Annotated in this window: 17 protein-coding genes and 2 tRNA genes; 9 read left to right on the top strand and 10 right to left on the bottom strand. The window is 70.8% G+C overall.

Annotation, left to right across the window (positions count from 1 at the left end; all coding sequences use genetic code 11):
- Nucleotides 1–6 precede the first annotated feature (6 nt).
- Entirely contained in the window at nt 7–882 is an 876-nt protein-coding gene (locus KSO97_RS04460) for an alpha/beta hydrolase (protein ID WP_232676754.1), read from the top strand.
- A 79-nt stretch (nt 883–961) separates the two neighbouring features.
- Here KSO97_RS04460 and KSO97_RS04455 read toward each other — a convergent pair whose 3' ends face one another.
- Complete coding sequence (locus KSO97_RS04455) at nt 962–1,672, bottom strand: hypothetical protein (RefSeq protein WP_232676753.1); 711 nt, start codon at nt 1,670–1,672, stop codon at nt 962–964.
- An 81-nt stretch (nt 1,673–1,753) separates the two neighbouring features.
- On the opposite strand from KSO97_RS04455, the gene KSO97_RS04450 reads away from it, so the two are divergent.
- Both KSO97_RS04450 and KSO97_RS04445 read left to right on the top strand, forming a co-directional pair.
- Nucleotides 1,754–2,089: a sterol carrier family protein gene (locus KSO97_RS04450; RefSeq protein WP_232676752.1), complete on the top strand. Its 336-nt coding sequence runs from the start codon at nt 1,754–1,756 to the stop codon at nt 2,087–2,089.
- Nucleotides 2,090–2,128: 39 nt separating this feature from the next.
- Complete coding sequence (locus tag KSO97_RS04445) at nt 2,129–3,514, top strand: dipeptidase (RefSeq protein ID WP_232676751.1); 1,386 nt, start codon at nt 2,129–2,131, stop codon at nt 3,512–3,514.
- 70 nt (nt 3,515–3,584) lie between these two features.
- On the opposite strand, the gene KSO97_RS04440 is transcribed toward KSO97_RS04445, so the two are convergent.
- Entirely contained in the window at nt 3,585–5,327 is a 1,743-nt protein-coding gene (locus KSO97_RS04440) for a cell wall metabolism sensor histidine kinase WalK (protein WP_232676750.1), read from the bottom strand.
- The gene (locus KSO97_RS04435) at nt 5,324–7,159 is read right to left on the bottom strand and encodes a HAMP domain-containing sensor histidine kinase (protein ID WP_232676749.1); all 1,836 of its coding nucleotides are present in this window, start codon (nt 7,157–7,159) and stop codon (nt 5,324–5,326) included. The genes KSO97_RS04440 and KSO97_RS04435 overlap by 4 nt, the downstream gene beginning before the upstream one ends.
- Nucleotides 7,160–7,329: 170 nt before the next feature.
- Between KSO97_RS04435 and purF the strand changes: the two genes are divergently transcribed.
- From purF to KSO97_RS04420, 3 genes are all read left to right on the top strand, one after another.
- Nucleotides 7,330–8,898, top strand: coding sequence for an amidophosphoribosyltransferase (gene purF, locus KSO97_RS04430; RefSeq protein ID WP_232676748.1), 1,569 nt, complete (start codon nt 7,330–7,332; stop codon nt 8,896–8,898).
- Between the two features lie 72 nt (nt 8,899–8,970).
- Nucleotides 8,971–10,047: a phosphoribosylformylglycinamidine cyclo-ligase gene (purM, locus tag KSO97_RS04425; RefSeq protein ID WP_232676747.1), complete on the top strand. Its 1,077-nt coding sequence runs from the start codon at nt 8,971–8,973 to the stop codon at nt 10,045–10,047.
- A 221-nt stretch (nt 10,048–10,268) separates the two neighbouring features.
- Nucleotides 10,269–10,457: a DUF3073 domain-containing protein gene (locus KSO97_RS04420; RefSeq protein WP_232676746.1), complete on the top strand. Its 189-nt coding sequence runs from the start codon at nt 10,269–10,271 to the stop codon at nt 10,455–10,457.
- Between the two features lie 126 nt (nt 10,458–10,583).
- Here KSO97_RS04420 and KSO97_RS04415 read toward each other — a convergent pair whose 3' ends face one another.
- Both KSO97_RS04415 and KSO97_RS04410 read right to left on the bottom strand, forming a co-directional pair.
- On the bottom strand, nt 10,584–13,853 hold the full coding sequence (locus KSO97_RS04415; protein ID WP_232676745.1) for a response regulator: 3,270 nt from the start codon (nt 13,851–13,853) through the stop codon (nt 10,584–10,586).
- A 189-nt stretch (nt 13,854–14,042) separates the two neighbouring features.
- On the bottom strand, nt 14,043–15,422 hold the full coding sequence (locus KSO97_RS04410; protein WP_232676743.1) for a hypothetical protein: 1,380 nt from the start codon (nt 15,420–15,422) through the stop codon (nt 14,043–14,045).
- Between the two features lie 148 nt (nt 15,423–15,570).
- Here KSO97_RS04410 and KSO97_RS04405 point away from each other — a divergent pair, with 148 nt between their 5' ends.
- A complete protein-coding gene (locus tag KSO97_RS04405) occupies nt 15,571–17,319 on the top strand; it encodes a glycoside hydrolase family 9 protein (protein ID WP_232676742.1) in 1,749 nt (582 codons plus the stop codon).
- Between the two features lie 218 nt (nt 17,320–17,537).
- Here the strand turns inward: KSO97_RS04405 and KSO97_RS04400 are convergent, their stop codons facing one another.
- The 3 genes from KSO97_RS04400 to KSO97_RS04390 form a co-directional block, all read right to left on the bottom strand.
- On the bottom strand, nt 17,538–18,467 hold the full coding sequence (locus KSO97_RS04400) for a patatin-like phospholipase family protein (RefSeq protein WP_232676741.1): 930 nt from the start codon (nt 18,465–18,467) through the stop codon (nt 17,538–17,540).
- A 264-nt stretch (nt 18,468–18,731) separates the two neighbouring features.
- Nucleotides 18,732–19,883 carry an acyltransferase family protein gene (locus tag KSO97_RS04395; protein WP_232676740.1) on the bottom strand — a complete coding sequence of 384 codons (1,152 nt, stop codon included), beginning with the start codon at nt 19,881–19,883 and terminating at the stop codon, nt 18,732–18,734.
- Nucleotides 19,884–20,026: 143 nt separating this feature from the next.
- Nucleotides 20,027–20,100, bottom strand: a tRNA-Phe gene (locus tag KSO97_RS04390).
- A gap of 102 nt (nt 20,101–20,202) precedes the next feature.
- Here KSO97_RS04390 and KSO97_RS04385 point away from each other — a divergent pair.
- Both KSO97_RS04385 and KSO97_RS04380 read left to right on the top strand, forming a co-directional pair.
- Nucleotides 20,203–20,275: transfer RNA gene (locus KSO97_RS04385), tRNA-Glu, on the top strand.
- 100 nt (nt 20,276–20,375) lie between these two features.
- Entirely contained in the window at nt 20,376–21,530 is a 1,155-nt protein-coding gene (locus KSO97_RS04380; protein ID WP_232676739.1) for a tyrosine-type recombinase/integrase, read from the top strand.
- A 68-nt stretch (nt 21,531–21,598) separates the two neighbouring features.
- On the opposite strand, the gene KSO97_RS04375 is transcribed toward KSO97_RS04380, so the two are convergent.
- Together KSO97_RS04375 and KSO97_RS04370 are read right to left on the bottom strand one after the other, a co-directional pair.
- Nucleotides 21,599–22,597: a hypothetical protein gene (locus KSO97_RS04375; RefSeq protein WP_232676738.1), complete on the bottom strand. Its 999-nt coding sequence runs from the start codon at nt 22,595–22,597 to the stop codon at nt 21,599–21,601.
- Complete coding sequence (locus KSO97_RS04370) at nt 22,594–23,067, bottom strand: ImmA/IrrE family metallo-endopeptidase (protein WP_232676736.1); 474 nt, start codon at nt 23,065–23,067, stop codon at nt 22,594–22,596. The genes KSO97_RS04375 and KSO97_RS04370 overlap by 4 nt, the downstream gene beginning before the upstream one ends.
- Nucleotides 23,068–23,257 lie beyond the last annotated feature (190 nt).

Here is a 23,257-nt window from a genome sequence, read left to right as displayed (position 1 = left end):
CGGAGCATGCGACGTCGCAGCGTGCTCCGGCTCCCGTTCCTCGCCGCCGGCGGGACGGCGGTGATGACACTGAGCGGCTGCGGCGAGTATGGGAATGTGGCACCTGTGCCGATCTCCGATGCCGGCTCCGGCGCGGATCTGCCCGACGTCCGGCGGGTCACCTACGGCGAGGACGCCAGTCAGTTCGCCGACCTCCACCTGCCCGATGCCTCCATCGGCGACCCGCGCGGCGTCGTCGTGGTGATCCACGGAGGCTTCTGGTCGTCCAGGTACGACCTCTCGCTGGGGACGCCGCTGGCCGTGAGCCTCGCGGAGCAGGGCTGGGCCGCGTGGAACCTGGAGTACCGCCGGGTCGGCGGGGGCGGCGGCGCACCCGCCACCTTCGACGACGTCGCAGCAGGCATCGACGCCCTCGCCGAGGCGGGCCTCCCGCCGTCGACGCTGGAGACCGTGGTGACCCTGGGCCACTCGGCCGGTGGCCACCTCGCTGTCTGGGCCGCCGGGCGCGGGCGCTACGGATGGGCCGACCGGGTTCGACTCACGCACGCGATCTCCCAGGCGGGCGTGCTCGACCTCGTGGCCGGTGCGCGGCTGGGTGGCGGCGCCGTCAGCGCACTGCTGGGCCACGCGCCGTCGTCGGCCGACGAGCGGTACGACCCCGCCCAGCAGGTGCCGCTCGACATCCCGGTGTGGTGCGTGCACGCCCGCGACGACGTCCTGGTGCCGCTGGAGCAGTCCGTCGACTACGTGGCGCGTGCCACGGCGGCAGGGGCCCAGGCCGAGCTGATCGAGGTCGAGGGCGACCACTTCGTCGTCATCGACCCCGGCAGTCGAGCCTGGCGGCAGACCCTCGACCTCCTCGACACGATCGACGGCGGCTGAGGGCCTCGAAACCCCCGCCACCGGTGGTCGAGCTTGTCGAGACCCGGTGAGGCGGGCGCTGGCCTCGACCGACGGGTGGTCAGTCGGGTAGCAACGAGATCTTCTGCCAGATCGAGCGGCTCATGCTGGTGGTCAGCGTCTCCAGGTTGCTGACGGCGTCCAGCACGACGGCGTCCTGCGACTGCTCGGCGACGAGCGCCGCCGTCTTGCCGACGAGGCTGAGCAGCTCGGTGCAGTAGTCGAGGTAGCTCTCCATCTCGTTGCGGTCCAGGCCCGGGTCGGCGCTGCGCGGGGTCGGTCGGAAGTCCACGCGCAGCCGCTCGGGATCCTTGGTGAGCTGGTGCATGTCGACGACGTGCGCGAGTGAGCGCAGCCGGTGCAGCAGCGCGAGCAGCGAACTGCGATGCACCCGTTCAGGCAGCGACCACAGGAACCACAGCGCGATCGCGGCGAAGACCAGGTCGTTGATGCCGCTCTCCAACAGCGGCAGCCAGTCGAGCGAGCTCGTCACGGCGCGGTCGTCGAGGGCCGACCGGACGGCGAGCCAGAAGATCGTCGCGGTGACGGCGAGGATCGCGACCACTCCCAGCCGGGAGAGCAACCGGGTGTGCCGGATACGGCGGCGGACGTCCGCGGCGCCGTCGGCCACCTCCTCGACCAGTGCGGCGAGATCGCGGACGACGTCGAGCAGGTCGCGGTCGGGGAACCGCGCTCCGACGCGCTCCTCCAGACGTCGCACCGTGGCCAGCACGGGTTGTGCGTGCAGACGATCTGAGGGCCAACGCGACACGGCGCTCACCCTAGGGCTTGGTCCCGTCGGTGGCCCCGGCCTCGGAGCGACTTCAGCCGGCAGGTCTCGTAGGGTCGGGGCGTGCCTGCCCGTCTGCGTGCTCTCGATCCCGAAGCGCTCCGGGCGGCGCAGGAGGCTGGTGACACCCGGGCCCTGGTCAAGCACTACCTCGCCGTGCTGGAGACCCGGGCACCGGGACGATCGGTCGAGGTGCGGGTGCCGCCCTACGCCGCCGTCCAGTGCGTCGACGGCGTCCGGCACACCCGCGGCACGCCGCCCGCCGTCGTCGAGACCGATGCTGCGACCTTCCTCGCGCTGGCGACCGGGGGGCTCTCCTGGGCGGAGGCGCTCGCAGACGGGGCGATCAACGCATCGGGCGAACGTGCGGACCTCGCGCCCTGGCTCCCGCTGACCTGAGTGTGCCGGCCGCCGGGACGCGGGGCTAGCGTGGGAGACATGAGCGACGCGACGCAGGCCGGGACGACCGAGCAGATCAAGGCCGCCGTGGCCGACCTGATGCCGGCCCTGCGCGGCGACCTCGAGGATCTCGTGCGCATCGAGTCCGTCAGCGCCGACCCGGCGCGGGCCGCGGAGGTGCAGCGCAGCGCGGAGGCCGTCGCCGCGCTCTTCGAGGCCGAGGGCTGCACCGCCCGCATCGTCAGCGCGGACGGCGGCGCGCCTGCGGTGATCGCGCACAAGGCCGGCCCGGCGGGTGCGCCGACCGTGCTGCTGTACGCCCACCACGACGTCCAGCCGGAGAACGACCACGCCGACTGGGACTCCCCGCCGTTCGAGCCCTCCGAGCGCGACACCCCCCACGGTCCACGTCTCTACGCCCGCGGCGCGGCCGACGACAAGGCCGGTATCGCCGCCCATCTCGGTGCGCTCCGCGTCTTCGGTGCGCTGGGCGGCGGCGAGCCGCCCGTCAACGTCACGATGTTCATCGAGGGCGAGGAGGAGGTCGGCTCCGACACCCTCCCCGCCCTGCTGGCGGAGCATCAGGAGTCCCTGCGCGCCGACGTCATCGTCATCGCCGACTCCGGCAACTGGGACGTCGGCGAGCCCGCGTTGACCACCAGCCTGCGCGGCCTGGTGCGGGTCGACGTCGAGGTGCGCACGCTCACCCATGCCGTCCACTCCGGCATGTGGGGTGGGCTGGTGCCCGACGCGATCATGGCGCTGGTGCGCCTGCTCGACACCCTCTACGACGCCGACGGTGGGATCGCGATCGAGGGCCTGCACCGTGGCCCGGCCGCCGACGTCGCCTACCCGGAGGATCGGCTGCGTGCCGAGTCCGGCGCCGCGCCCGGCGTCGAGTGGGTCGGTCAGGGACCCGTCGTCGAGCGCCTGTGGACCCAGCCGGCGCTGACCATCACCGGACTCGACGCCCCGAAGGTCGACGGCGCCAGCAACACTCTGACGCCGTCGGCGCGCGCGAAGCTGAGTCTGCGGATCGCCCCCGGCGACACCGCGGCCAACGCGCTGGCCTGCCTGACCCGGCACCTGGAGGCGAAGGTGCCGTGGGGAGCGCAGCTCACCGTCACCCACGTCGACTCCGGCGAGCCGACCCAGATCGATGCGACCGGCCCGGCCTACGACGCCGCGCGTGAGGCGTTCACCGAGGCCTGGGACGGCACGGCGCCGGTCGACATGGGGGTCGGCGGCTCGATCCCGTTCATCGCGGAGTTCCTCGAGGCCTTCCCGGAGGCGAGCGTGCTCGTCACCGGCGTCGAGGATCCCGACACCCGCGCGCACGGCGCCAACGAGGGCCTGCTGCTGGAGGAGTTCGAGCGGGTCGTCGTCGCCGAAGCGCTGCTGCTCGCCAAGCTCGGTCGTCTCTGAGAGGTCGCCTGTCGGCTCACGGGGTTTCATGACGCTCGCTGCACTCGCTCCTCGACCACCGGGGGACACCTCAACCACGGTGTCGGGGGAGGGACACCGTGAAGGTGCTCCCCACGCCCAGCGTGGACTCGACCGCGACCGATCCGCTGTGCCGTTCGGCGATGCGGGCGACGATGGCCAACCCCAGGCCCGTCCCCTCCAACCTCGACGCGTCGGGGTCGGCGGAGCGGAAGAACTCCTGGAACAGCGATCGCTGGTCGACCTCGGAGATGCCGAGGCCCGTGTCGGCCACGGCGAGTGTCGCGACCGCCTCTGCGGTTGTGAGGGTGACGGTGACGGCTCCCCCCGCATTCGTGTACTTCAAGGCGTTGCCGACCAGATTCGCGAGCATCCGCTCCAGCTCGCCGCCATCGCCGAGCACCCAGACCGGGGTGTCGGGTCCGGTGTAGGTCAGGTCGATCTCCGCGATGGCGGCCGTCACGGCGTTGAGCTCGACGCCGTCCCGGGCGATCGCTGCGAGGTCGACATCGCGGTGGGGGCGCGCCGGCGAGCCGCCGTCATAGGTCAGGGCGCCCATCGCGGACACGATGTCGGCCAGGCGGTCCGCCGCTCGCGTCATGCTGCGCAGAGCGAGCGCGGTGCCGGCGGCGGGGGTATCTCCCGCCATCTCGTTGAGGGCGGCGAGGTGGGTGCGCGTGGCCCGGATGGGGCGCGCCAGCTCACGCGCGGCCCCGGCCACGAGTTGCTGCTTGTAGGCGGAGGCCTCCTTCTCGCGGCTCAGCGCTCGCGCCGTGAGGACGGCGCGCCCGAGGTCGCGACCGATCTCCAGGGCCGCGTCGGTCTCCGCGTCGCTCCAGTCGCGGTCGCCCGCGCCGCGCCACATGACGATGCGGCCCAGGCACTCGGGGCCGGCGCCGACCGGGACGAGCATCATCGACGCATCACCTCGCCGGGCGACCTCGTCGGTGAGCAGCCGGTGCTGGTCGGGATCGAGCATGGGACCGACCCCGCGGCGCCGTGAGACCACCGCGGCGCGGCGCTCGGCCCAGCATCGCAGCGCGAGAGTCGTGCCCAGCCGCTGGAGCGGGGTGGCGGCGGTCGTCGCGTCGTGGAGCACGATGCTCGGTTCCTCGGCCCCGAACGCCGTGGCGAGGAGACGCTGCGTCTCCCTGAGCATCTGCTCCACAGGCACGTCGGAGGTGAGGTCGGCGAGGACGTCTCGCGTCGACTGCAGCACGCGCTCGCGCTCCTCGATCAGGACCCGGTCCAGATCCATCGCGATGGAGCGAGCGATCTCCCGGCTGGCGACGGCGATCGCCGTGCGGGCATCGCCGGCTACCGGCCGCAACCCGTCGAGAGGAAGGTCCAGCCAGATCACGCCGAGCATCGAGTCACCGGCCACCACCGGGACCATCAGCAGGTCGTAGGGGTGCCATCGAGCAGGGTCGCTCGGCACGTCCGGGTCGGCCGTCCAGAGATCCTCGGCGTAGGCGAGCGCCAGCTGATGATCGAGGAAGCGCGGCCCGCCCCAGTTCTCGGCAGCGGCGAGCATCGCTGCGACGTCGGCACTGGGGACCATCTCGCCCAGGACCTCCTCGGCCACGTGGGACGGGTCGGACACCGCGATCACCTCGATCTCGGCGGTCGCGCGCAGCACACCGAGCGAGGCGACCTGGAACCCCGTGCTGTCGCCCAGCGAGCGCAGCTTCGCGCGGAGCTGCTCCTGCGCGTCACCGCTCGCCACCAACTCGCCCAGGTCGCCCACGGTGGGGAGCGCCCATCGGTGGTTCGGCTGTGCGTCGGAGGCGATCATCGGTCCGCACCCTCCGAGATCCCGGCGAGTCGGACGGCGACCGTGGTGCCGCGGCCGACGCGGGAGTCGATGTCGAGAGTGCCGCCGGAACGCTCGGTGATGCGTCGCGCGATCGAGAGTCCGAGTCCGGGACCGTCGGGCTCGGGGCGGGTGGTCCGACGCGGAACCACGTAGAACTCGTCGGTGATGCGGCCGAGGTGTTCAGCGGCGATGCCGATCCCCGTGTCCTCGACGGTCAGGACGTAGGCCGTCGTGGACACGCCGGCGGGCTCTGCGGGTCCGGCCCGCACGCCGCGTGGGTCGTCGATGACCGCATCCGGCTGTCGTCGCACGGTGAGTGTCACGGTTCCGCCGTCGACGTGGGCACCGATCGCGTTCTGGAGCAGTCGTGCGACCAGTTCCCGCAGCTCGAGTTCGGTTCCCCGCACCCGCGCGGTCGGCGGGTCTTCGACGACGAGCGTCACACCTCGCTCCGCTGCCGCAGCGCTCAGGTCGGCGACGGTGGCCCGAACGGCGGAGGACAGGTCGGCGGAAGCGTCGTCCGCCAGGTCCGTCGCCTGGAGCTGGGCCAGGAGCAAGAGCGCGTCGATGGTGGTCGTCAGGTATCCGGTGGCACGCGCGACCCGGTCGAGCAGCTGCGCTTCGGGAGTTCCGGGATCGAGCGTCTCGGCCAGCAGCTCCTGGTACCCCCGCAGGGCGGTGAGCGGATTCTTCAGATCGTGGGCGAGTGTCGCGAGCACCCGCTGCTTCTCCGCCGCAGAGGACTGCTCCCGGGCGAAGAGATGGCAGGTCTGGACGGCCCGCCCCAGCGCACCGCCGAGCTCGATCGCCGCCTCGAGCTCCAGATGCTGCCACTCCAGATCGGCGTCGTGCCGGGTCAGCAGCACCGTGCCGACGACGGTGTCGCGGACGCCGAGGGGCACGAGCATCACCGACGCGGCGCCAGCTCGGTCCATCACCTCGGGAAGGTGGCGGGCGATGTCTCCCAGGGGCCCCGGCGCCACGACCCGGTGAGCACCGACCACCACGGCGCGCCGGTGCTCCCAGCCGGAGACCGTCGGCGCCACGGCGAGGCGGGCCAGTTCGATGAGGGTCGACTCCTGTGCCTCCGCGTCGCCCGCGGGCACTCCGTTCGGCAGGGGGTGCATCTGCCCGGTCACGAGGTCGTGCCAGACGATGTCGTCGGCCCCGAAGAGGTCCAGGAGCGGGGCGGAGCACGCCGCGACGAGGTCCTCGACGCTCCGCTGCTCGGCTGCGATGCGGCTGATCTGTCGCTCCCGGGCGGCGCTGTCGATGCGCTCACGCGCGGACAGCTGCCGGTCGAGGAAGCGGATGAGCGCCTGCGCGTGCCCCGCGTACGTCGCCAGTCGCTCACGCGCTGCGGGCCCGGGTCTGCGGCCGTCGACCGGATCGTCGACGAACAGCAGTGCCGAAGGCGTTGCACGATCCTCGCCGGTCACCAGCGGCACGAACAGGATGTCGTCGGCGTGCCACTGCTCGTGGTCGTCCCCCGGTGCGCGCGGCGCCGGGAGATACCGGAGTCCGCCCCACTGCTCCGCGTTCTCGATCTCGGCGAGCATCGCCGACAGCGACACGTGGCCGCCCAGCAGCTCCGTCCGCGTCCGGCCGTCTGCCGAGACGGCGACGTACTCGTACTCGTCCGTGGTGCGGAGGAGGGCGAGGGCCGCGGCGCGGAAGCCGGATGCCTCGCACGCGCCGCGCGTGATGAGCTCGAACGTCTCTCGCGTCGGGACGTCGGAGATGAGCGCGTCGCGCGCCCGTGCCAGGAAGGGAAGGCCTCCATGAGGAGGCGCGCTGACAGCGGTCTCCATGCCAACCCCCGGCGCTCCTGATGCCTGAATCCGTCAGGCGCGGCCCCGTTCGGAAAGATAGCGCGCCCCTGGCAGCCTGGACCTGAGTTCGGCCAGCCGCCGGTGAGTGTGAGGAGTTCGCCGCTCCTCGCGATGCGCGTCCCGCCGTACGCCACCCGTACGATGAGCCCGTGCCCGACGCGTCCCGCCCGGTCCTCCCGGTCGCCTCGGTGGCCTCCCGTCGCGGTGACGGCCGCCTGACCGCCGCCCTGGACCCCCATGACCAGGGCCCGCAGGACCAGTGCGGCGTCTTCGGTGTCTGGGCGCCGGGGGAGGACGTCGCGAAACTGACCTACTTCGGGCTCTACTCGCTGCAGCACCGGGGTCAGGAGTCGGCCGGCATCGCCGTCAGCAACGGCCGCCAGATCCTGGTGTTCAAGGAGATGGGTCTGGTCTCCCAGGCCTTCGACGAGCCGACCCTGGCCTCGTTGCACGGCCACCTGGCGGTAGGGCACTGCCGCTACTCCACGACAGGCGCGAGCACCTGGGAGAACGCGCAGCCGACCTTCCGCCCGACCGCCGAGGGCTCGATCGCGCTGGGCCACAACGGCAACCTGATCAACACCCACGAGCTCGCCGAGCTCGTGCGCGACCTGCCGAGCGACTCCGGTGAGCTCGACATCCATGCCCGCAACCTGGAGATGTCGACCAACGACACGAACCTGGTGACGGCGCTGCTCGCCCACCACCCCGACACGACGCTGGAGCAACGGGCGCTCGAGGTCCTCCCGCAGGTGCGAGGGGCGTTCTGCTTCGTCTGGATGAACGAGAACACCCTCTACGCCGCGCGCGACCCTCAGGGCATCCGCCCGCTGGTGCTGGGCCGGCTGGAGCGCGGCTGGGTGGTGGCCTCCGAGGACGCCGCGCTCGCCACGATCGGAGCCAGCGTCGTTCGCGAGATCGAGCCCGGCGAGATGCTGGTCATCGACGAGAACGGCCTGCGTTCGCACACCTTCGCCCCGCCGGAGCCGAAGGGCTGCGTCTTCGAGTACGTCTACCTCGCCCGGCCCGACGCGACGATCAGCGGTCGGAGCGTGCACGAGGCGCGGGTCGAGATGGGCCGCGAGCTGGCGCGCCAGTTCCCCGTCGACGCGGACCTGGTGATGCCCGTGCCCGAGTCGGGGACGCCGGCCGCTGCCGGATACGCCGAGGAGAGCGGGATCCCGTTCGGGCAGGGCTTCGTGAAGAACGCCTACGTCGGCCGCACCTTCATCCAGCCCAGTCAGACCCTGCGCCAGCTCGGCATCCGGCTCAAGCTGAACGCGCTGGAGCACATGATCCGGGGCAAGCGGATCGTCGTCGTCGACGACTCGATCGTCCGCGGGAACACCCAGCGCGCCCAGGTGCGGATGCTGCGTGAGGCCGGCGCGCTCGAGGTGCACGTGCGCATCTCCTCGCCGCCGGTGAAATGGCCCTGCTTCTACGGCATCGACTTCGCCACCCGCGCGGAGCTGATCGCCAACGGTCTCGACGTCGACGAGATCGCGGCGAGCGTCGGAGCCGACAGCCTCGGCTACATCTCGCTCGAGGGCATGATCGGCGCGACCGGCCAGTCCTCCGACCGGCTCTGCCAGGCCTGCTTCACCGGCGAGTACCCGGTCGAGCTGCCCGATGAGAGCCTCTTGGGCAAGCACCTGCTGGAGACCTCGATCAACACGCCGACGCACGGCAAGGCGCTGCCCGTGCTGAACAACCCCTGAGTCCGCGCACCGGCTCCGAGCCGGTGGCCCGCAGCAGATCAGCGCCGACCGGCGCCGAGTAGTAGGAGAACCATGACCACCGAGAACGCCTACGCCGCGGCCGGCGTCGACATCGAGGCGGCCGACAAGGCCATCGAGTTGATGAAGGCCTGGGTCGAGAAGGCTCGTCGCCCCGAGATGGTCGGCGGTCTCGGTGGCTTCGCCGGTCTCTTCGACGCGTCCGCGCTGACCAAGTACCGCCGTCCCCTGCTCGCCACCTCCACCGACGGCGTCGGCACCAAGGTCGCGATCGCTCAGCGGATGGACGTGCACGACACGATCGGGTTCGACCTCGTCGGCATGGTCGTCGACGACCTGGTCGTCTGCGGCGCCGAGCCGCTCTTCATGACCGACTACATCGCCACCGGCCGCGTCGTCCCCGAGCGCATCGCCGCCATCGTCAAGGGCATCGCCGAGGCGTGCGCCGAGGCCGGTTGCGCTCTGATCGGCGGCGAGACGGCTGAGCACCCGGGCCTGCTCGCTCCCGACGAGTACGACGTCGCCGGCGCGACCACGGGTGTCGTCGAGGCCGACGACCTGCTCGGCCCCGGACGGGTGCGGCCAGGTGACGCCGTCATCGCGATGAAGGCCTCGGGTCTGCACTCCAACGGCTATTCGCTCGTCCGTCATGTGCTGCTCAACGGAACCGACGGTCGGGCCGGTTGGGAGCTGGACCGCCACGTCGACGAGCTCGGTCGCACCGTGGGCGAGGAGCTGCTGGAGCCGACCCGGATCTACGCCAAGGCCTGTCTCGCGCTGGCTGCCCAGACCGAGGTGCACGCGATGTCGCACGTCACCGGCGGCGGGTTGGCTGCCAACTTGCAGCGGGTGATGCCGGTCGAGCTTCGTGCGACGATCGAGCGCGGCACCTGGACCCCGCAGCCGATCTTCGACCTCGTCCGTCAGGTCGGCTCGATCTCCCAGCCCGACCTCGAGGCGACGCTCAACTGCGGCGTCGGCATGGTCGCCCTGAGTGCGCCGGAGTCGGTGGACGCCGCTCTGTCGCTGCTCGAGGGATTCGGGATCACGGCGTGGGTCGCCGGCGAGGTCGACGTCGATCCCGAGCAGGTCGGCACCGTGCGCCTGACCGGGCAGCACCCCGGCTGGTAGTCCACCCGCGCGACTCTCGGCCGACGACGGAGCGCGTGGAGGCGCCCCGAGGCGCTGGTGCACGCGTTCGCCCCGTACCGGATTCGACGAATGTGGCGGTCACTACGCGAACCGAGGTGCCGGAACACCCGGGCAGCAGGTAGCGTTACGCCCACGAGATCCTGTCGAGAAAGCCCGGGCCCGCCACGAGCCCGGCCAAGTGTGCGAGGGGGCTGGACCCTATGGGCCGCGGCCGAGCGAAAGCCAAGCAGACCAAAGTCGCCCGCGAGTTGAAGTATCGCTCGCATGAGACCGACTTCGGAGCCCTTGCCCGGGAGCTCCATGGTGACCCCGGGGAAAGCGCCGAGCAGGACTCGGCGGTCGACGACCACGACGAGTGGTCCGACTACGCCGAGCGCGCGCGCGACTGATCGGCGGGGCTTCCTCGACGGTGGTCGAGGAGGTCCGAGGAACGAGGACCGTCTCGAGACCGAGTGAGGGTCTCGACGAGCTCGACCACCGGTGTCGGGGGTCTCGACGAGTTCGACCACCCCTGGTCAGGTCGGGCGGACGACGCTCGCCAGCGCTCGCACGCCGGCGTCCATCTCGGCGCGCAGCAGGTCCAGGAGCGTCGCGAGCTCGGCACCGCGGCCCTCCTCGGCCGCGGTCTCGATCGCCGCGGCGGCTCCGCCGGCTCGCATCAGTCCGATGTTGGTGCAGCTCCCCTTGAGTGCGTGGGCGTGGGTACGCGCGTGCTCGAGGTCGCCGTCGGCGATGGAGATGCTGAGGCGGGCCAGTGAGCTGTCGACTCGGGAGAGGAACGACATCCGCGTCCGCTCGAAGAAGTTCACGCCGTCCTTGACCAGCTCCGACAGCATCTCGATCCGCTCGTCGTCGAGCACCGGGACCGCGATCTCGGCCTCGATGGGGCCCGCGGTGGGGTCGACGACGGGTACCCAGCCATCGTCGATCGGGCGTCCGGCGCCCCATCGCTTGAGCACCTGCGCGAGCGCGGCGGGTTCCACCGGCTTGGTGAGGAAGTCGTCCATGCCGGCCGCGAGGCAGCGATCGCGCTCGCCGGGGAGCGCCGAGGCGGTCATCGCGATGATCGGGACGCGTCCGGAGTCCTCCTGTGCCCGGATGGCGCGGGTGGCGTCGTAGCCGTCCAGACGCGGCATCCGGCAGTCCATCAGGACCAGGTCGTAGCCGTGCCCGCCGGCGAGCGCCTCGACGGCCTCCATCCCGTCGGCGGCGATCCCGACGCGGCAGCCCATCGTCTCCAGCAGCCCGGTCGCGACCATCTGGTTGACGGGGTTGTCCTCCACGATCAGGACGTCGAGGCCGAGCGCGGTGGGCAGAGCGCGGACGCTGCGGTCACCCGCGCCGGGTCGTGCCGACGGCTCGCGTCGTGCCAGGGCGTCGTAGAGCGCCGAGGGACGCACGGGCTTGCTCAGCTGCGCTCGGAAGGTCGCCTGCCGCGACTCCGACGGCGCGATCACCGCTGTGTCGGCGAGCAGCAGCAGGTCCAGTCCGTCGGCACCCGGGAGTGCGCGGACCTGGGCGGCGAGCCTCAGACCGTCGATGTCGGGCAGGTCGCGATCGATGATCGCGACGTCGTACGGCGTTCCTGCGGCGATGCCCGCCGCGATCGCGAGCAGCGCAGCCGCACCGCTGGACGCGGTGTCGACGGTCAGTGACCAGCCGGTCAACTGGCGAGCCAGATAGCCGGCCGCCGTCGCGTTGTCATCGACGACCAGCACCCGGCGTGTGTCGAGCCGTCCCCGCGTCGAGCGGCTGGCGACCGCCGCGGCCGCGTCGGAGCTCGGCACGCCCAGACGCACCGTGAACCAGAACGCGCTTCCGGCGCCGGGCGCGGTGCGGACACCGATCTCGCCGTCCATGGCCTCCACGAGACGGCGGCTGATCGCGAGGCCGAGGCCCGTGCCGCCGTGCTCCCGCGTGGTGGAGCGATCGGCCTGGGTGAAGGCGTCGAAGAGTCGCTCGACCTGGTCCGCGGCGATGCCGACGCCGGTGTCGCGCACCTCGCCGCGCACCACGATCCACGGCTTGGTGGCGTCGTCCTCGGGATCGGATGCCAGCTCATCGCTCGCGGCCGCCGCGGTGGTCGAGCGGGCGTCGACGCTGAGCACGATCACGACCTCGCCGACGTCGGTGAACTTGACGGCGTTCGAGGCCAGGTTGGTCAGCACCTGTGCCACGCGCACCGGATCGCCGACGACGGCCGGTGGCACCGACTCGTCGCAGTCGATGACGAGCTCGATGCCCTTCTCCGCCGCGGTACCGGCGATCACGGTGATGGTGTCGTCGAGCACGCTGCGCAGATCGAACGTGGTGGCCTCGAGGTCGAGTCGACCGGACTCGATCTTGGACAGGTCGAGGATGTCGTTGATCAGTCCGAGCAACATCAGTCCGGCCGCGCGCAGCTCGGTGCCGAGTCGCTGCTGCCGCTCGTCGAGGCCGGTCCGCAGTAGGAGGTCGGTCAGTCCGATCACGCCGTTGAGCGGCGTACGGATCTCGTGGCTCATCGTGGCCAGGAACTCCGACTTGTGCTGCGAGGCGGCCATCGCCTCGTCGCGGGCCTCGGCGAGCTGGGTCCGTGCGCGGTCGCGCTCGGCGACGCGGCCCAGGTGGGCGCCGACCTGGCGGATCAGACTCCACTCGGCCTCGGTGAGTGGTCGTCTCGGTGCGAACGCCTGGATGACACAGACCGTGCCGGTGTCGTTGCGCACCGGCAGCGTGGCGATCATCGTGCCGGGCAGGTCCTCGGCATCGTCGATCCTGGGTTCGCGGGACCTCCAGGCGGACTCGGCCGCACCCCGATGGGGCGTCGGCATGACCCGGGCCGCCGGCTCGGGCATCGCCAGCGGAGTCAGGGAGTCGTCGCTCTGCCGCACCCACACCGCGAGCGGCAGCCATTCGCCCGACGCGGTGAAGGAGGCCGCAGAGCGCATGATGGCGTCGCTGATCGACTCCGACCTGTTGGCGTCGTCGGCCAGTTGCTGGAGCAAGGAGAGTCGTCGGTTCGCGGCATCGGCGGCGTCGGCTGCGAGCCGGGTGTCGGTGATGTCCTGCGCGGTCCCGCTGATCCTGGCGGGTGCGCCGCTCTCGTCGCACTCCACCAGGCCCAGGCCACGCACCCAGCGCACGTCGCCGTTGGGCCGCACGATGCGTGCCTCCCAGGCGAGGTCGGGTCCCTCGATGAAGGCCTGTTCCACGCTGGCGTGGACCAGCGCCCGGTCGTCGGGGTGCACGCAGGCGAGGAAGCCCTCGTAGGTGGGCTCGAACTCTCCGGCCGACAACCCGTAGATTCGGTACAGCTCGTCGGACCACCAGACGACGTCGTTCCCGACCTCCCACCACCAGCTGCCGATGTGCGCGATCGTCTGCGCCTGGATCAACTGGTGCTCACGGTCGCGGAGCGCCTCGTGGAGAGCGCGGCGCTCGGTGTGCTCGGTGAGGCGGTGCAGATAGCCGAGGACGTGGTCGTCCTCGTCGCGCAGCGGGAGCCAGCTGCACAGGGTCCAGACCCGTTCGCCGTTCGGCAGCACCACCAGGACGTCGTCGTTGTGTCCACCCGGGTGTCCGCCGCGCATCAGTGCCAGATGCTCGGCGAAGTCGGAGGCGCCCTGCTCGTCCGCGACGAGGGCCCCGTTCATCGCGTAGATCTCGTCGAGCGGCCGACGCAGGATCTCGGCCAGGCGTTCGTTGGCATAGAGGGTGTTGCCGTCGAGATCCATCACCCACAGACCGTCGGGGGTGGCGTCGACGATGCGCGCGGCCATCCCGGCCGGGTCGATCGTGGTCATCCTGCCGCCTGTCCGTCGCACCGGGGTGCGTCGTCGTGTCGTGCTCGTACGTCGGGGATCCCACCATTGTGGTGCGCCGACGGCCGGAGGGCTCCATCTGCACCGTCGGGGGGACGACGACGGCGCCGGCAGGCCCAGCCGGTCGACCCGGACGGCGGGGCGGAGCGAGACGAGCGGGTCATCGACGCGTCAGAGTACGAGCGCGCGGGTCCGGCGCAGCATGGACTCCGGAACCGGGCGCTGCACGACCAACGAGCCGTGGCTCCCATAGGGCAGCAGCGCCCCTCCCGCCGGTTCGCCGTCGAAGCCGAGGAGTAGTGCCGAGGCCTCGGCGCCGCCACCGTAGGGGGCGAGCGTGGGCCACGGGATGTTCGTCGGATAGTGCGCTCCGAGCCGACCCCGTTCGACGAGGTCGAGGTCGAAGACGGGGTAGCGCTCGCGGTGCTCCCGGGGATTGTCGCGGCCGTCGGAGGCCAGCAACCACCATGCGCCGTCGGCGCGGATCAGGGTCGGCCCCTCCGTCGCGTGTCGCCCGGTCGCGGCGGCGCGGAAGGAGAGTCGGTCCAGCGCGGGCCCCTCGGCGAGCATCGGGTGGAACCGGAAGAACCGGGAGGCGCCGACGAACGCGACCAGCCATCGCTCGCCGTCGCGCACCAGGTGCGGGTCCCACACGCCCACGACCTGCCCCGGGCCGGTGGGCAGGGGCAGCGGGACGGCGTCGAGCACGTGCGTGCCGCGCATCAGGTCGGCGTCGGTCTCGGCCAGGACGACGTCGACCTGTGGATGACGCCGACGGTCGAAGTCGCCCCAGGTGCTGGTCGCGACCAGCCAACGTCCGCCGTCGCGCACCAGGTGGGTGGCGTGGTCGCCGTAGACACCGGGCCGTCCGTCGGCGCCGGGACGACGGACGAACAGGTCGCCGCGGTGCTCCAACGCCAACGTGGCCGGGTCGAGCGACCACACCGAGGTGTGCCCGGTGCGGAAGCCGCCCGGACCGGCGCTGGTGGCGGTGAACAGCACCTGCTCCGAGGCGCCCGGCTCGCGGTAGGAGGACCCGTCGACCTCGGTCACGACGCGGGCGTCGCGCAGCCCGAGCTGGCCGAACGCACCCCACGACGGGCCGTGCGCCACCACGTCGGCCAGCCAGTCCGCGTCATGCACGGGTGGGGCCGTCCTCCCCGCCAGCACCGCCTCGTCGGCGAGGTCGACCTGGGCACGCGCTCTCCAGTCGCGGCCCTCGCGCACCCACGCGGTGGCGACAGGTCCGGTCAAGGACAGCGCCAGCTCGACGGCGTGCCTGCTGCGTCCGTGACGACGGCTGCGGTGCTGCGTGGCGACGCCGTCGAGGTCGACGCCGAGCGCGACGCGACCCTCGTCCCAGGTGGCGGAGATCCGGGTCGTGTCGGCCGTCAGGGCGACCTCGGCGCCGTCGCCGTCGATCGGCTGGGCTGCCGCGATGAACGGTGCGCGCGGCACCGAGGTGCCGGGCTGGACGACGTCGACGGGGCGGAGCCGTGCGACGGGGGCGAACACCGGGAACAGCGGCCCGCCCTTGCCCTCCTCGCTCACGCCTCGACCTTAGAGGTCCCGATGGGCCGATTCTCGGTCGGTCGGCCGAGGGCAGTACGGAGGCTTTCGCCGCGATCTGACCCCGCTGAGGGTCCGGACTCCTTCGAAGACGTCCGTACTATCCACGAGACGGCGGATGGAGACGCAGATGGCACGCGCACACGGGTTCACCGCAGCGATCGCGGGAGCGACGGCGGCGGTGATGGCGGGCGTGCCCGCCGTCTCCTCGGCGGAGGTCTCGCCTCCCTCCAGCGCGGGCGCGCAGCATCCCGACGTCGTCCGGGCACCGCAGTGGGTGGCGGTGCGCGACCCGAAGGTCGCCGTCGTCGGCTCGTCCGTCGACCTGGTCGGCTCCGGCTTCACCGTGGTCGACGGCACCGGCACCCCGGTCCTTGCGGGAACCTTGAGCGCGGTGCCGAGCGGCCTGGACGGCGAAGCGGTCGACACCGAGGGCTGGGCCCGGATGGCGCTCGCAGACTTCTCGGCGTTGGTCACCCCCGGCACCTACCGGGTGCGTGCCGGGAATGCGGTCGAGGCGACGGTGACGGTGGCGCAGGAGCCCTACGCGGGCGTGCTGAGCAGTCTGCTGAGTATCTACAACGTCAATGCCGACGGGCGGGAGTCGACCTTCCATCGTCCGAGCCACCTGCGCGATGCGCATTCGGCGATCGCCAACGGGCCGCGCCGCGGTACGCGGGTCGATGTCGCGGGCGGCTGGATGGACTCCGGCGACCAGCTCAAGTTCACGGTCACGATCGCCTATGCCACCTCGATGCTCCAGCTGGCCGCCCGGAGCTACCCGGCCGGTGCCTCCTCGCTGCGGAAGATCGCCGACATCGGCGTGCGGTGGCTGCTCAAGGCGCACCCGCGGCGCGACGTGTTCGTCTCCCAGGTGGGCAATGCGGACGTCGATCACAACAGCGGCTTCCGCGATCCCGTGCGGGACGACGCTTCGTCGACCCCGGCGCTGCGCAACCGTCCGTCGTCGGTGCTCACGCCCGCGACTGGTGGCGCCGACGTCGCGGCGGCGGCATCGGCCGCGCTCGCGATCGCCGCGCAACGGGCCGGCGGCGACCGGCGCGCCGTCCTGATCAGGGCGGCGCGCGCGTGGCTCGTGCAGGCGCTGGCCCTCGGACGGCCCTGGCGCAACGACTTCTACGGGCAGACGAGCTGGCGCGACGACGTCGCGATGGCGCGCGTCGAGCTCGGCGCTGCCGCCGGCGTGACGTCGCAGTTCGACCAGGCACTGGTGGATCTCGAGGCCACCCTGACCGACGGCGGGCCGGGCGGAACGGTCCAGGGCTGGGAGGTGCTCGCCGACGGGTTCGAGATGGCCGCGATGCCGCTCGCCCGACTGTGCGGCGTGCTCGGCGGCCCGCTCGCGGTGCGTGCCGTCGTCCGCGACCGGGCGTGCGAGCTGCTGCGCCTCGGCGCCGCCGACGTCGAGTACAAGGCCCGGCTCAACGCGTTCGGGCGTCCCGCGCCTTACTCCTGGGGTACGACGCGCGGAGTGGCGGCCGGCTCGCTGACGGCGCTCCTCGGCGGTCGCGCCGGCGCGGGCCCGGGCGAGGCGATGGCGGTGCGCGGCGTGGGCTGGTTGCTCGGTGCGAACCCGTGGGGTCGGCGTTGGCAAGCCGGCTTCGGAGTCCAGCGGCCCTACCACTGGGCGCAGATCACCCGCGGTGGAGCCGCGCCGGTCGGCGCGCTGGTCGGCGGCCCGGCACCGGTCGCGGACATCACCGCGAACGCGCTGCCGGGCAATCCGTACGCGCCGGGTCTCTTCGACACCGCGGCCGTCGGGTACCGCGACTCCGGCCGCGACTACGTCACCAACGAGGTGGGCATCCCCTACTCCGCGCCCGCCGTCCTGCTGTCGGCGTTGCTGGCCAGTCGGTAGTCGTTGCTGACCCGGGTCGGTGGGCCGGGCGGGCAGGACCGGGCGGGCAGGACCGGGCGGGCAGGACCGGGCGGGCAGAACTGCCAGGTGATGGGCAGACCTTCACCCGTCAAGCACAGGTTCTGCCTGCTGACCGGGGAAACCCGCACCGGCCGGCCACAGGTTTCACCGGTCGACCGGTGAAACCTGCACAGGACGGGCAGAACCCGCAGCCAGGTTCAGGCAGCACGACCCAACCGTCTTAACCACCCACGATCGGTGGCGCGGGCGGGCGAGGTGGAGGTGTGGTCGAGGAGGTCGGCCGCGGCACGGCGGCCCAGGGCGAGGTGCTCGGCGGTGCGGCTGAAGTCGCGCATGCGGGTGCCGAGATCGGACGTCGTCAGGTGGTGGACGACCACGGACGGCCCGAGGTCGGGCATCGGGCGCACGCGGGTCGCGACGCCGAGGCTCGCGACCACGATCTCGATCGGCGTGCGCGCACGGGGAACGCGAGCAGGCACGGTCGCGTCGAGCACGTAGATCTCCGCGGCGCGCATCGAACCGGACGACCCGACGAGGGGAACCAGGTCGCGGGCCCCGGCGACGGGGACCAGGTCGGCGACGCCGCCGTCGACGTGTGGCACCGAGGCGCCCTCGGCGTCGGCCAACGACACGGCGGGGAAGACCCCGGGCACGGCAGCCGAAGCCAGCAGCAGGGACACCAGGTCGCCGGAGTCGTGATAGCTGGCCGTCGCGCTCCCGAGCGGGGTCGTGACGACGCGCACCGGTACCGCGAGCCTCTCGAGACGTGGCTCGGGCACCCAGCCTTCGATGAGGCGTCCCAGCGGTCCGGGGTCGCAGAGGTAGGGGTGCCCGCGCAGCAGGTGCCCGGCCATCCGCAGCGGACCGTCGGGGAAGATCTCGCGGCCCGAGAGCCGCACCCAGCGTTCGGCGAGCTCGCGCACGCGCGCGGCGTCGGGTCGGAAACCGACGAAGGCGGCGTTGAGCGCGCCGACCGACGTCCCGACCAGGGCGTCGGGAACGACGCCGGCCTCGATGAGCGTCTGCATCATGCCGACCTCGACAGCGCCCCGGGCGGCGCCGCCGCTGAGCACGAAGATCCGGCGGGGGGAGCAGGGCGGTTCGGATCGGCGCAGGGAGATCGACATCGGGACACCTCCTCGGTGAACAGCGGTCGGTGGGTGCGCTGCGGCGCGGAGAATGCGCCGTCGGTGATACGTGTTCTTCGGCGACGGCGGCCCGGTTCTGAGCGTGTTCGGACCCGTGACGACGTCCTCGCCCGTTCGGTCACGCGGGGATCGCACTGCGTGACCACCCCGCTCCGCTGGTCGGTGATCGGTCAGCGGAGGGCCCGAGGCCGACCCGGCCGCATCGCCACCGGCGAGCGTCTCGACACCCGGTCAGCCAGACGCCTACCGCAGGCGACGGTCCGGTCCGTCGTCCCGCACGCTGCGGGAGGGCCAGGTGGTGTCGCGTGAGGTGAGCAGAGGCGCGGTGGTGCGCCGGGTCGGCGTCCAGGTGCGCGTGGTCCACGCCGGTGCGGTGAAGAGGAAGCCGGCACCGATCCGCTGCAGCAGGTGGTGCAGGCCGAAGCAGGCCAGCACGATGAGCACCGTCAGCGCGACGGGGTAGGCGAGTGCCACCCAGGGCGACCAGCGGTGTCCGACCCAGAGCTGGTGGGGGATCTGCACAAACGCGGCGAGCACGATCAGATGAAGCACGTACACGCGCAAGGTGCGCCGTCCGAGCCAGGCCAGGCCGCGCCCGAGATCGGTGTCGGCGGCTCGGACGGCGAGCGCGATGCCGAGGGGGATGCCGACGCAACTGGCCAGGAACATGCCGACGCTGCGCGGCAATGGGCCCATCGTCGCCATCGCGGCCACGGCGAGGTAGGTCACCAGGAGACGCCCGAGCGCCGGCCGCATCGCCGCGATCCGACTGACCAGGTGCGGGAACAGCGCGCCGGCGAGGTAGAACACGGCGTTCGCGAGCACGGCCACGCGGTTGGTCTCGTCGAGCGGCAGGGCCGAGACCGCCATCGACACCCCGGCCGCGACGGCGACGACGACCCGGGGGTCGAAGCGGGCGGTGAGACGGGCGAGGAGGTGGTAGAGCACGAGTGCGTAGAGGAACCAGAGGCTCGAGGCCGCCCAGAGGAGTTCGCCGACGAAGTCTGCGGGGGACTCGATCCGGTTCGCGGGCAGCCGTGTCTCCCAGGCATAGACGCCGATCATGACCGTCAGCCACACGACGTAGAGGTAGTAGCCCGACTGCATGCGCGCACGGGCCCAGGGCCAGGGCCGGCGAAGCGCGGTGGCCATGAAGAAGCCGCTGACGACGAAGAAGAGGGGCATCCGCACCGGCTTGAGGAGCCAGGTGATGCTGCTCCACACATCGCCGACCGGCGCGAGCGGCTCGGAGACCAGGGCCGTGAACTCCTTGGTCACGACGTGGTGCAGCACCACGAGCAGGATGCAGGCGCCCTTCGCGACGTCGGGCCAGGCGAGCCGCGGACGCGCTGCGGAGGCACCGCTCGGCTCGTCGATGGGCTCCGAGATGGTCACGGTGGCAAGTATGCGGAGCCCGGCGGTCGTTCAACCCCGCCTGCGACGCACCGTGATGGAAGCGTGATCGGTCGGCGAATGAGGACGACCCCCACCGGAAGCCGGAGGGGGTCGTCACGCAGGTCGTGGACCTGCGGTGCTTGTGGGCAGGGGCGGGGTCGAACCGCCGACCTTCCACTTTTCAGGCGGACGCTCGTACCAACTGAGCTACCTGCCCAAGCGCTGGGAAGCATACATGCCAGACCTCCCGGTCGACGAAGCGGCAGCCGTCCCCGACGCCGGCCGGCGTCACCGGTGCATTAGGCTGGCCGATGCCCTAGCCCCCATCGTCTAGCGGCCTAGGACGTCGCCCTTTCACGGCGGTAGCACGGGTTCGAATCCCGTTGGGGGTGCCCGAAAATGTGGCCCCTGACCTGCGAAAATGCGGGTCAGGGGCCGCGTTCATTTCTTCCCGTCAACATCCAGTCAACAATTCCGGGCAGAATCGCCGTCGTGGCGAGCATTCGAGAGCGCACCTACGCCTCTGGCGAGAAGTCGTTCGCCGTCCTCTATCGGCACGGGACGAAGCAGACCTCGAAGTCGTTCGGCACCCGTAAGGACGCGGAGGCGTTCGCCACGCTGGTCGACCTGCTCGGCCCGGACCGCGCGATCAAGGCCGCGGCCGGCGACGCCCGACCGGCGTCCCCCACCGTCGCTGAGATCGCCTCCAGGTTCTTCGACTGGAAGGCCCGCGACGTCACCGAGCGCACGATGGCTGAGTACCGCCGTGACTACCGCAACTACATCGAGCCGTGGTTCGGCCACCGCGAGGCCGAGACCATCGACGAGGCCGACGTGCAGCGCTGGGTCGACCACATGGCCTCGCCGCGCGGATCCGACCTGGCGCCGAAGTCGGTCGCCGACCGGCACATGCTGCTGCACTCGATCTTCAAGTTCGGCAAGGCCCGTTCCCGCGGCTTCGTTTCGCACAACCCGTGCCGAGAGACCGAGCTCCCGCGCCGCACCCGCAAGCGCGTGAAGGGCACCACCACCGCCGAGTGGCGCCGGCTGATCAGCACCGCCGAGAACGAGAAGGCGAACCCCGATCTCGCCGACCTGGTGCTCTTCCTCGGCAGCCTCGGATGGCGGTTCTCAGAGGCGACCGCGCTCCCGCCCGAGGCGGTCGAAGACGACGGCAAGCACGTGTGGGTCGACGTGACCCAGGTGTTCAGGCTCGTCGAGAACAAGCAGGTCCTGGTCCGCGACGCCGCCAAGTCGTGGGCTGCGTTCCGACGCACGCGCGTCCCGACCGAGACCGCCGAGATGCTCCGCCGTCGTCTCGCGGCGCTAGGCCCGGCCGACCGGTTCGTGTTCACCAACAAGCTCGGCAACCACTGGAACCAGAACACCTTCCTCCGCAGCACCTGGCCCGGGCTGATCAAGGCAGCCGGTCTCGACGTCGACCCCGACCGTCGACCGACACCCCACTGGCTGCGACACATGGCCGTCGCGAACATGACCGACGCCGGGATCCCAATGCACGAGGTGCAGCGGATCATCGGCCACGAGTCGCTCGAGACGACGAACAACACCTACGGCGGGATGGTCGCCACGCTCTCGCCGGCTGGCGTGAAGGCACTTGACAAGGTGATAGCGAGGAAGCGCTGAGATCGTCTACCGAGGTAACGCTCGGTGGGCCGGCCAGCAGAGGTGATCCGTTTCGGGTCGAGCGCGGATCAAGAGGACGCGGGCTCTCCGCCACCTGAAGATCGATGCTCCATGCCGAGTGGTGCCGACTCAGGGAGTTCCTTGCCGGGGTCGTGATCATCCTTGAGCACAGTTTCAGCTCCGGTTAGTTCCATCGCGTGAGCACGTGCATCGGCGAGGCTGTCAGCAGGCTCCATTCGCACTGCTTCAACGCCTGAGTCAGGTAGATAGATCGCAGACACCCACCCTGACGATGTGACGCATTCGCGACACATCTTCTCTGCGTGCTCGCGGTTCAAGTCACCGTCGACCAACTTCTTGATCGACTGATTCACTGGGTCGTCGTGTCTGCGGTCGATCGCAAAGAGGGGGTAGTCACGGCCCTTCCAGACGCCCTTGAGTTCGCGAGGCTTCAGGAACGTGAGGTCGTCGAGCAGCATCTCGCTCTCGTCGCGGCTCGCCAGCAACAGCGCCCACGCTACTTCTACCGATATCGTGAAATATCGCGGTGTGCATTCGGAGGTGACCCGGAATCCGGTATCGATGCTCGGGCCGAAGAAGTCATACAAGTACCTGCTGTGTTTGCGCTGCCCTTTGAGGGCGTCGTCGTTGAGCAGAACGGGGTGCCGATCTGATGTCTCGGAGTCGGGATCTCGAGGGATCGAGGACTCGCTGTCCGGGCCTGGGAAGGTCGCGACGAACGCACCACCCTTGGTGCTCATCGACGTGTCTTTTGCGAGGGTCACCTCGTAGCGCTTCATTGCTTCTAGCCATACGCGTACCGCGTGGTAGATGTCATGTTCGTGTCGAACGCTGACAGTGAAGATGAGCTCATCGCCAATTGGCTTCCAGAGATCGAAATCGACCTGAACGCCATGTTCGCCCTTAACGTCAGCCACTTTTTGGGGGAACTGTCGATAGAAGGCGAGGAAGGCCTCCTGCCATCCAGGTCCACGCTCCTGCTTATAGCTCGTTGAGCCCACCAGGTCACAAGCTAGAAAGAGCTCGGAGCGTTTCTTGCCGCTCACCGCTCCAGTCCAAGAACCTGACACCGAACGTCCGCTGCTGCAGGGGAGACGTCGAAGCGCCGGGCGAGGGCGTTAACGTCAGCCCCGAGTTCCGCGTGCGCATCCCGAAATGGATCCTCCGGCATGAGTAACGATGACGCGAAGACGTTAGCCTCAGTCTCGGACCGACTCCTGCCGCCCCGGCCAAACGTGGCACGGCCCTTCTTCTCGAGGTACAGGTAGTGCAAGAAGTAGTGCCCAAGTTCATGGGCCACCGTGAACCGGTCTCGGCGAGAAGAGGTGGTGGGCGGGACGTAGATAACGAAGTCGCCCTCATCGACGACGTGAAGGGATTCGTCTTCGTGCGCGACCTCGATTGTCCCTCCAAGGTCCTCGACCAAGGCCTCGATGTCGGCACTTCCAGAGCCGTCGTAGATCTGGTGGTGCTCACCGATGCGCTCCGCATAACTGCGGATCGCGCCGTAGGACAAACCAGAAGCGGAAGTCATGTCACCCCTTCATCTTTCCACCTAACTCGGGCAGGGTAGCGCTCGCCACACATTCCTGCGACTCATCTCACACGGCCCGTCGGCAGGGACAATTGTACCGTCCCAAGGCGATCATCGAACAGATGTTCGATGTTCGATGCGACACGCATCCTCCTCGTCGTGACACCGCGCC

Origin of the sequence: Nocardioides sp. R-C-SC26 (assembly GCF_021246465.1) — a bacterium.
Lineage (GTDB): Bacteria > Actinomycetota > Actinomycetes > Propionibacteriales > Nocardioidaceae > Nocardioides.
The sequence above is the reverse complement of the archived record's forward strand: the minus strand, read 5'-3'. Positions and strand labels throughout refer to the sequence as shown.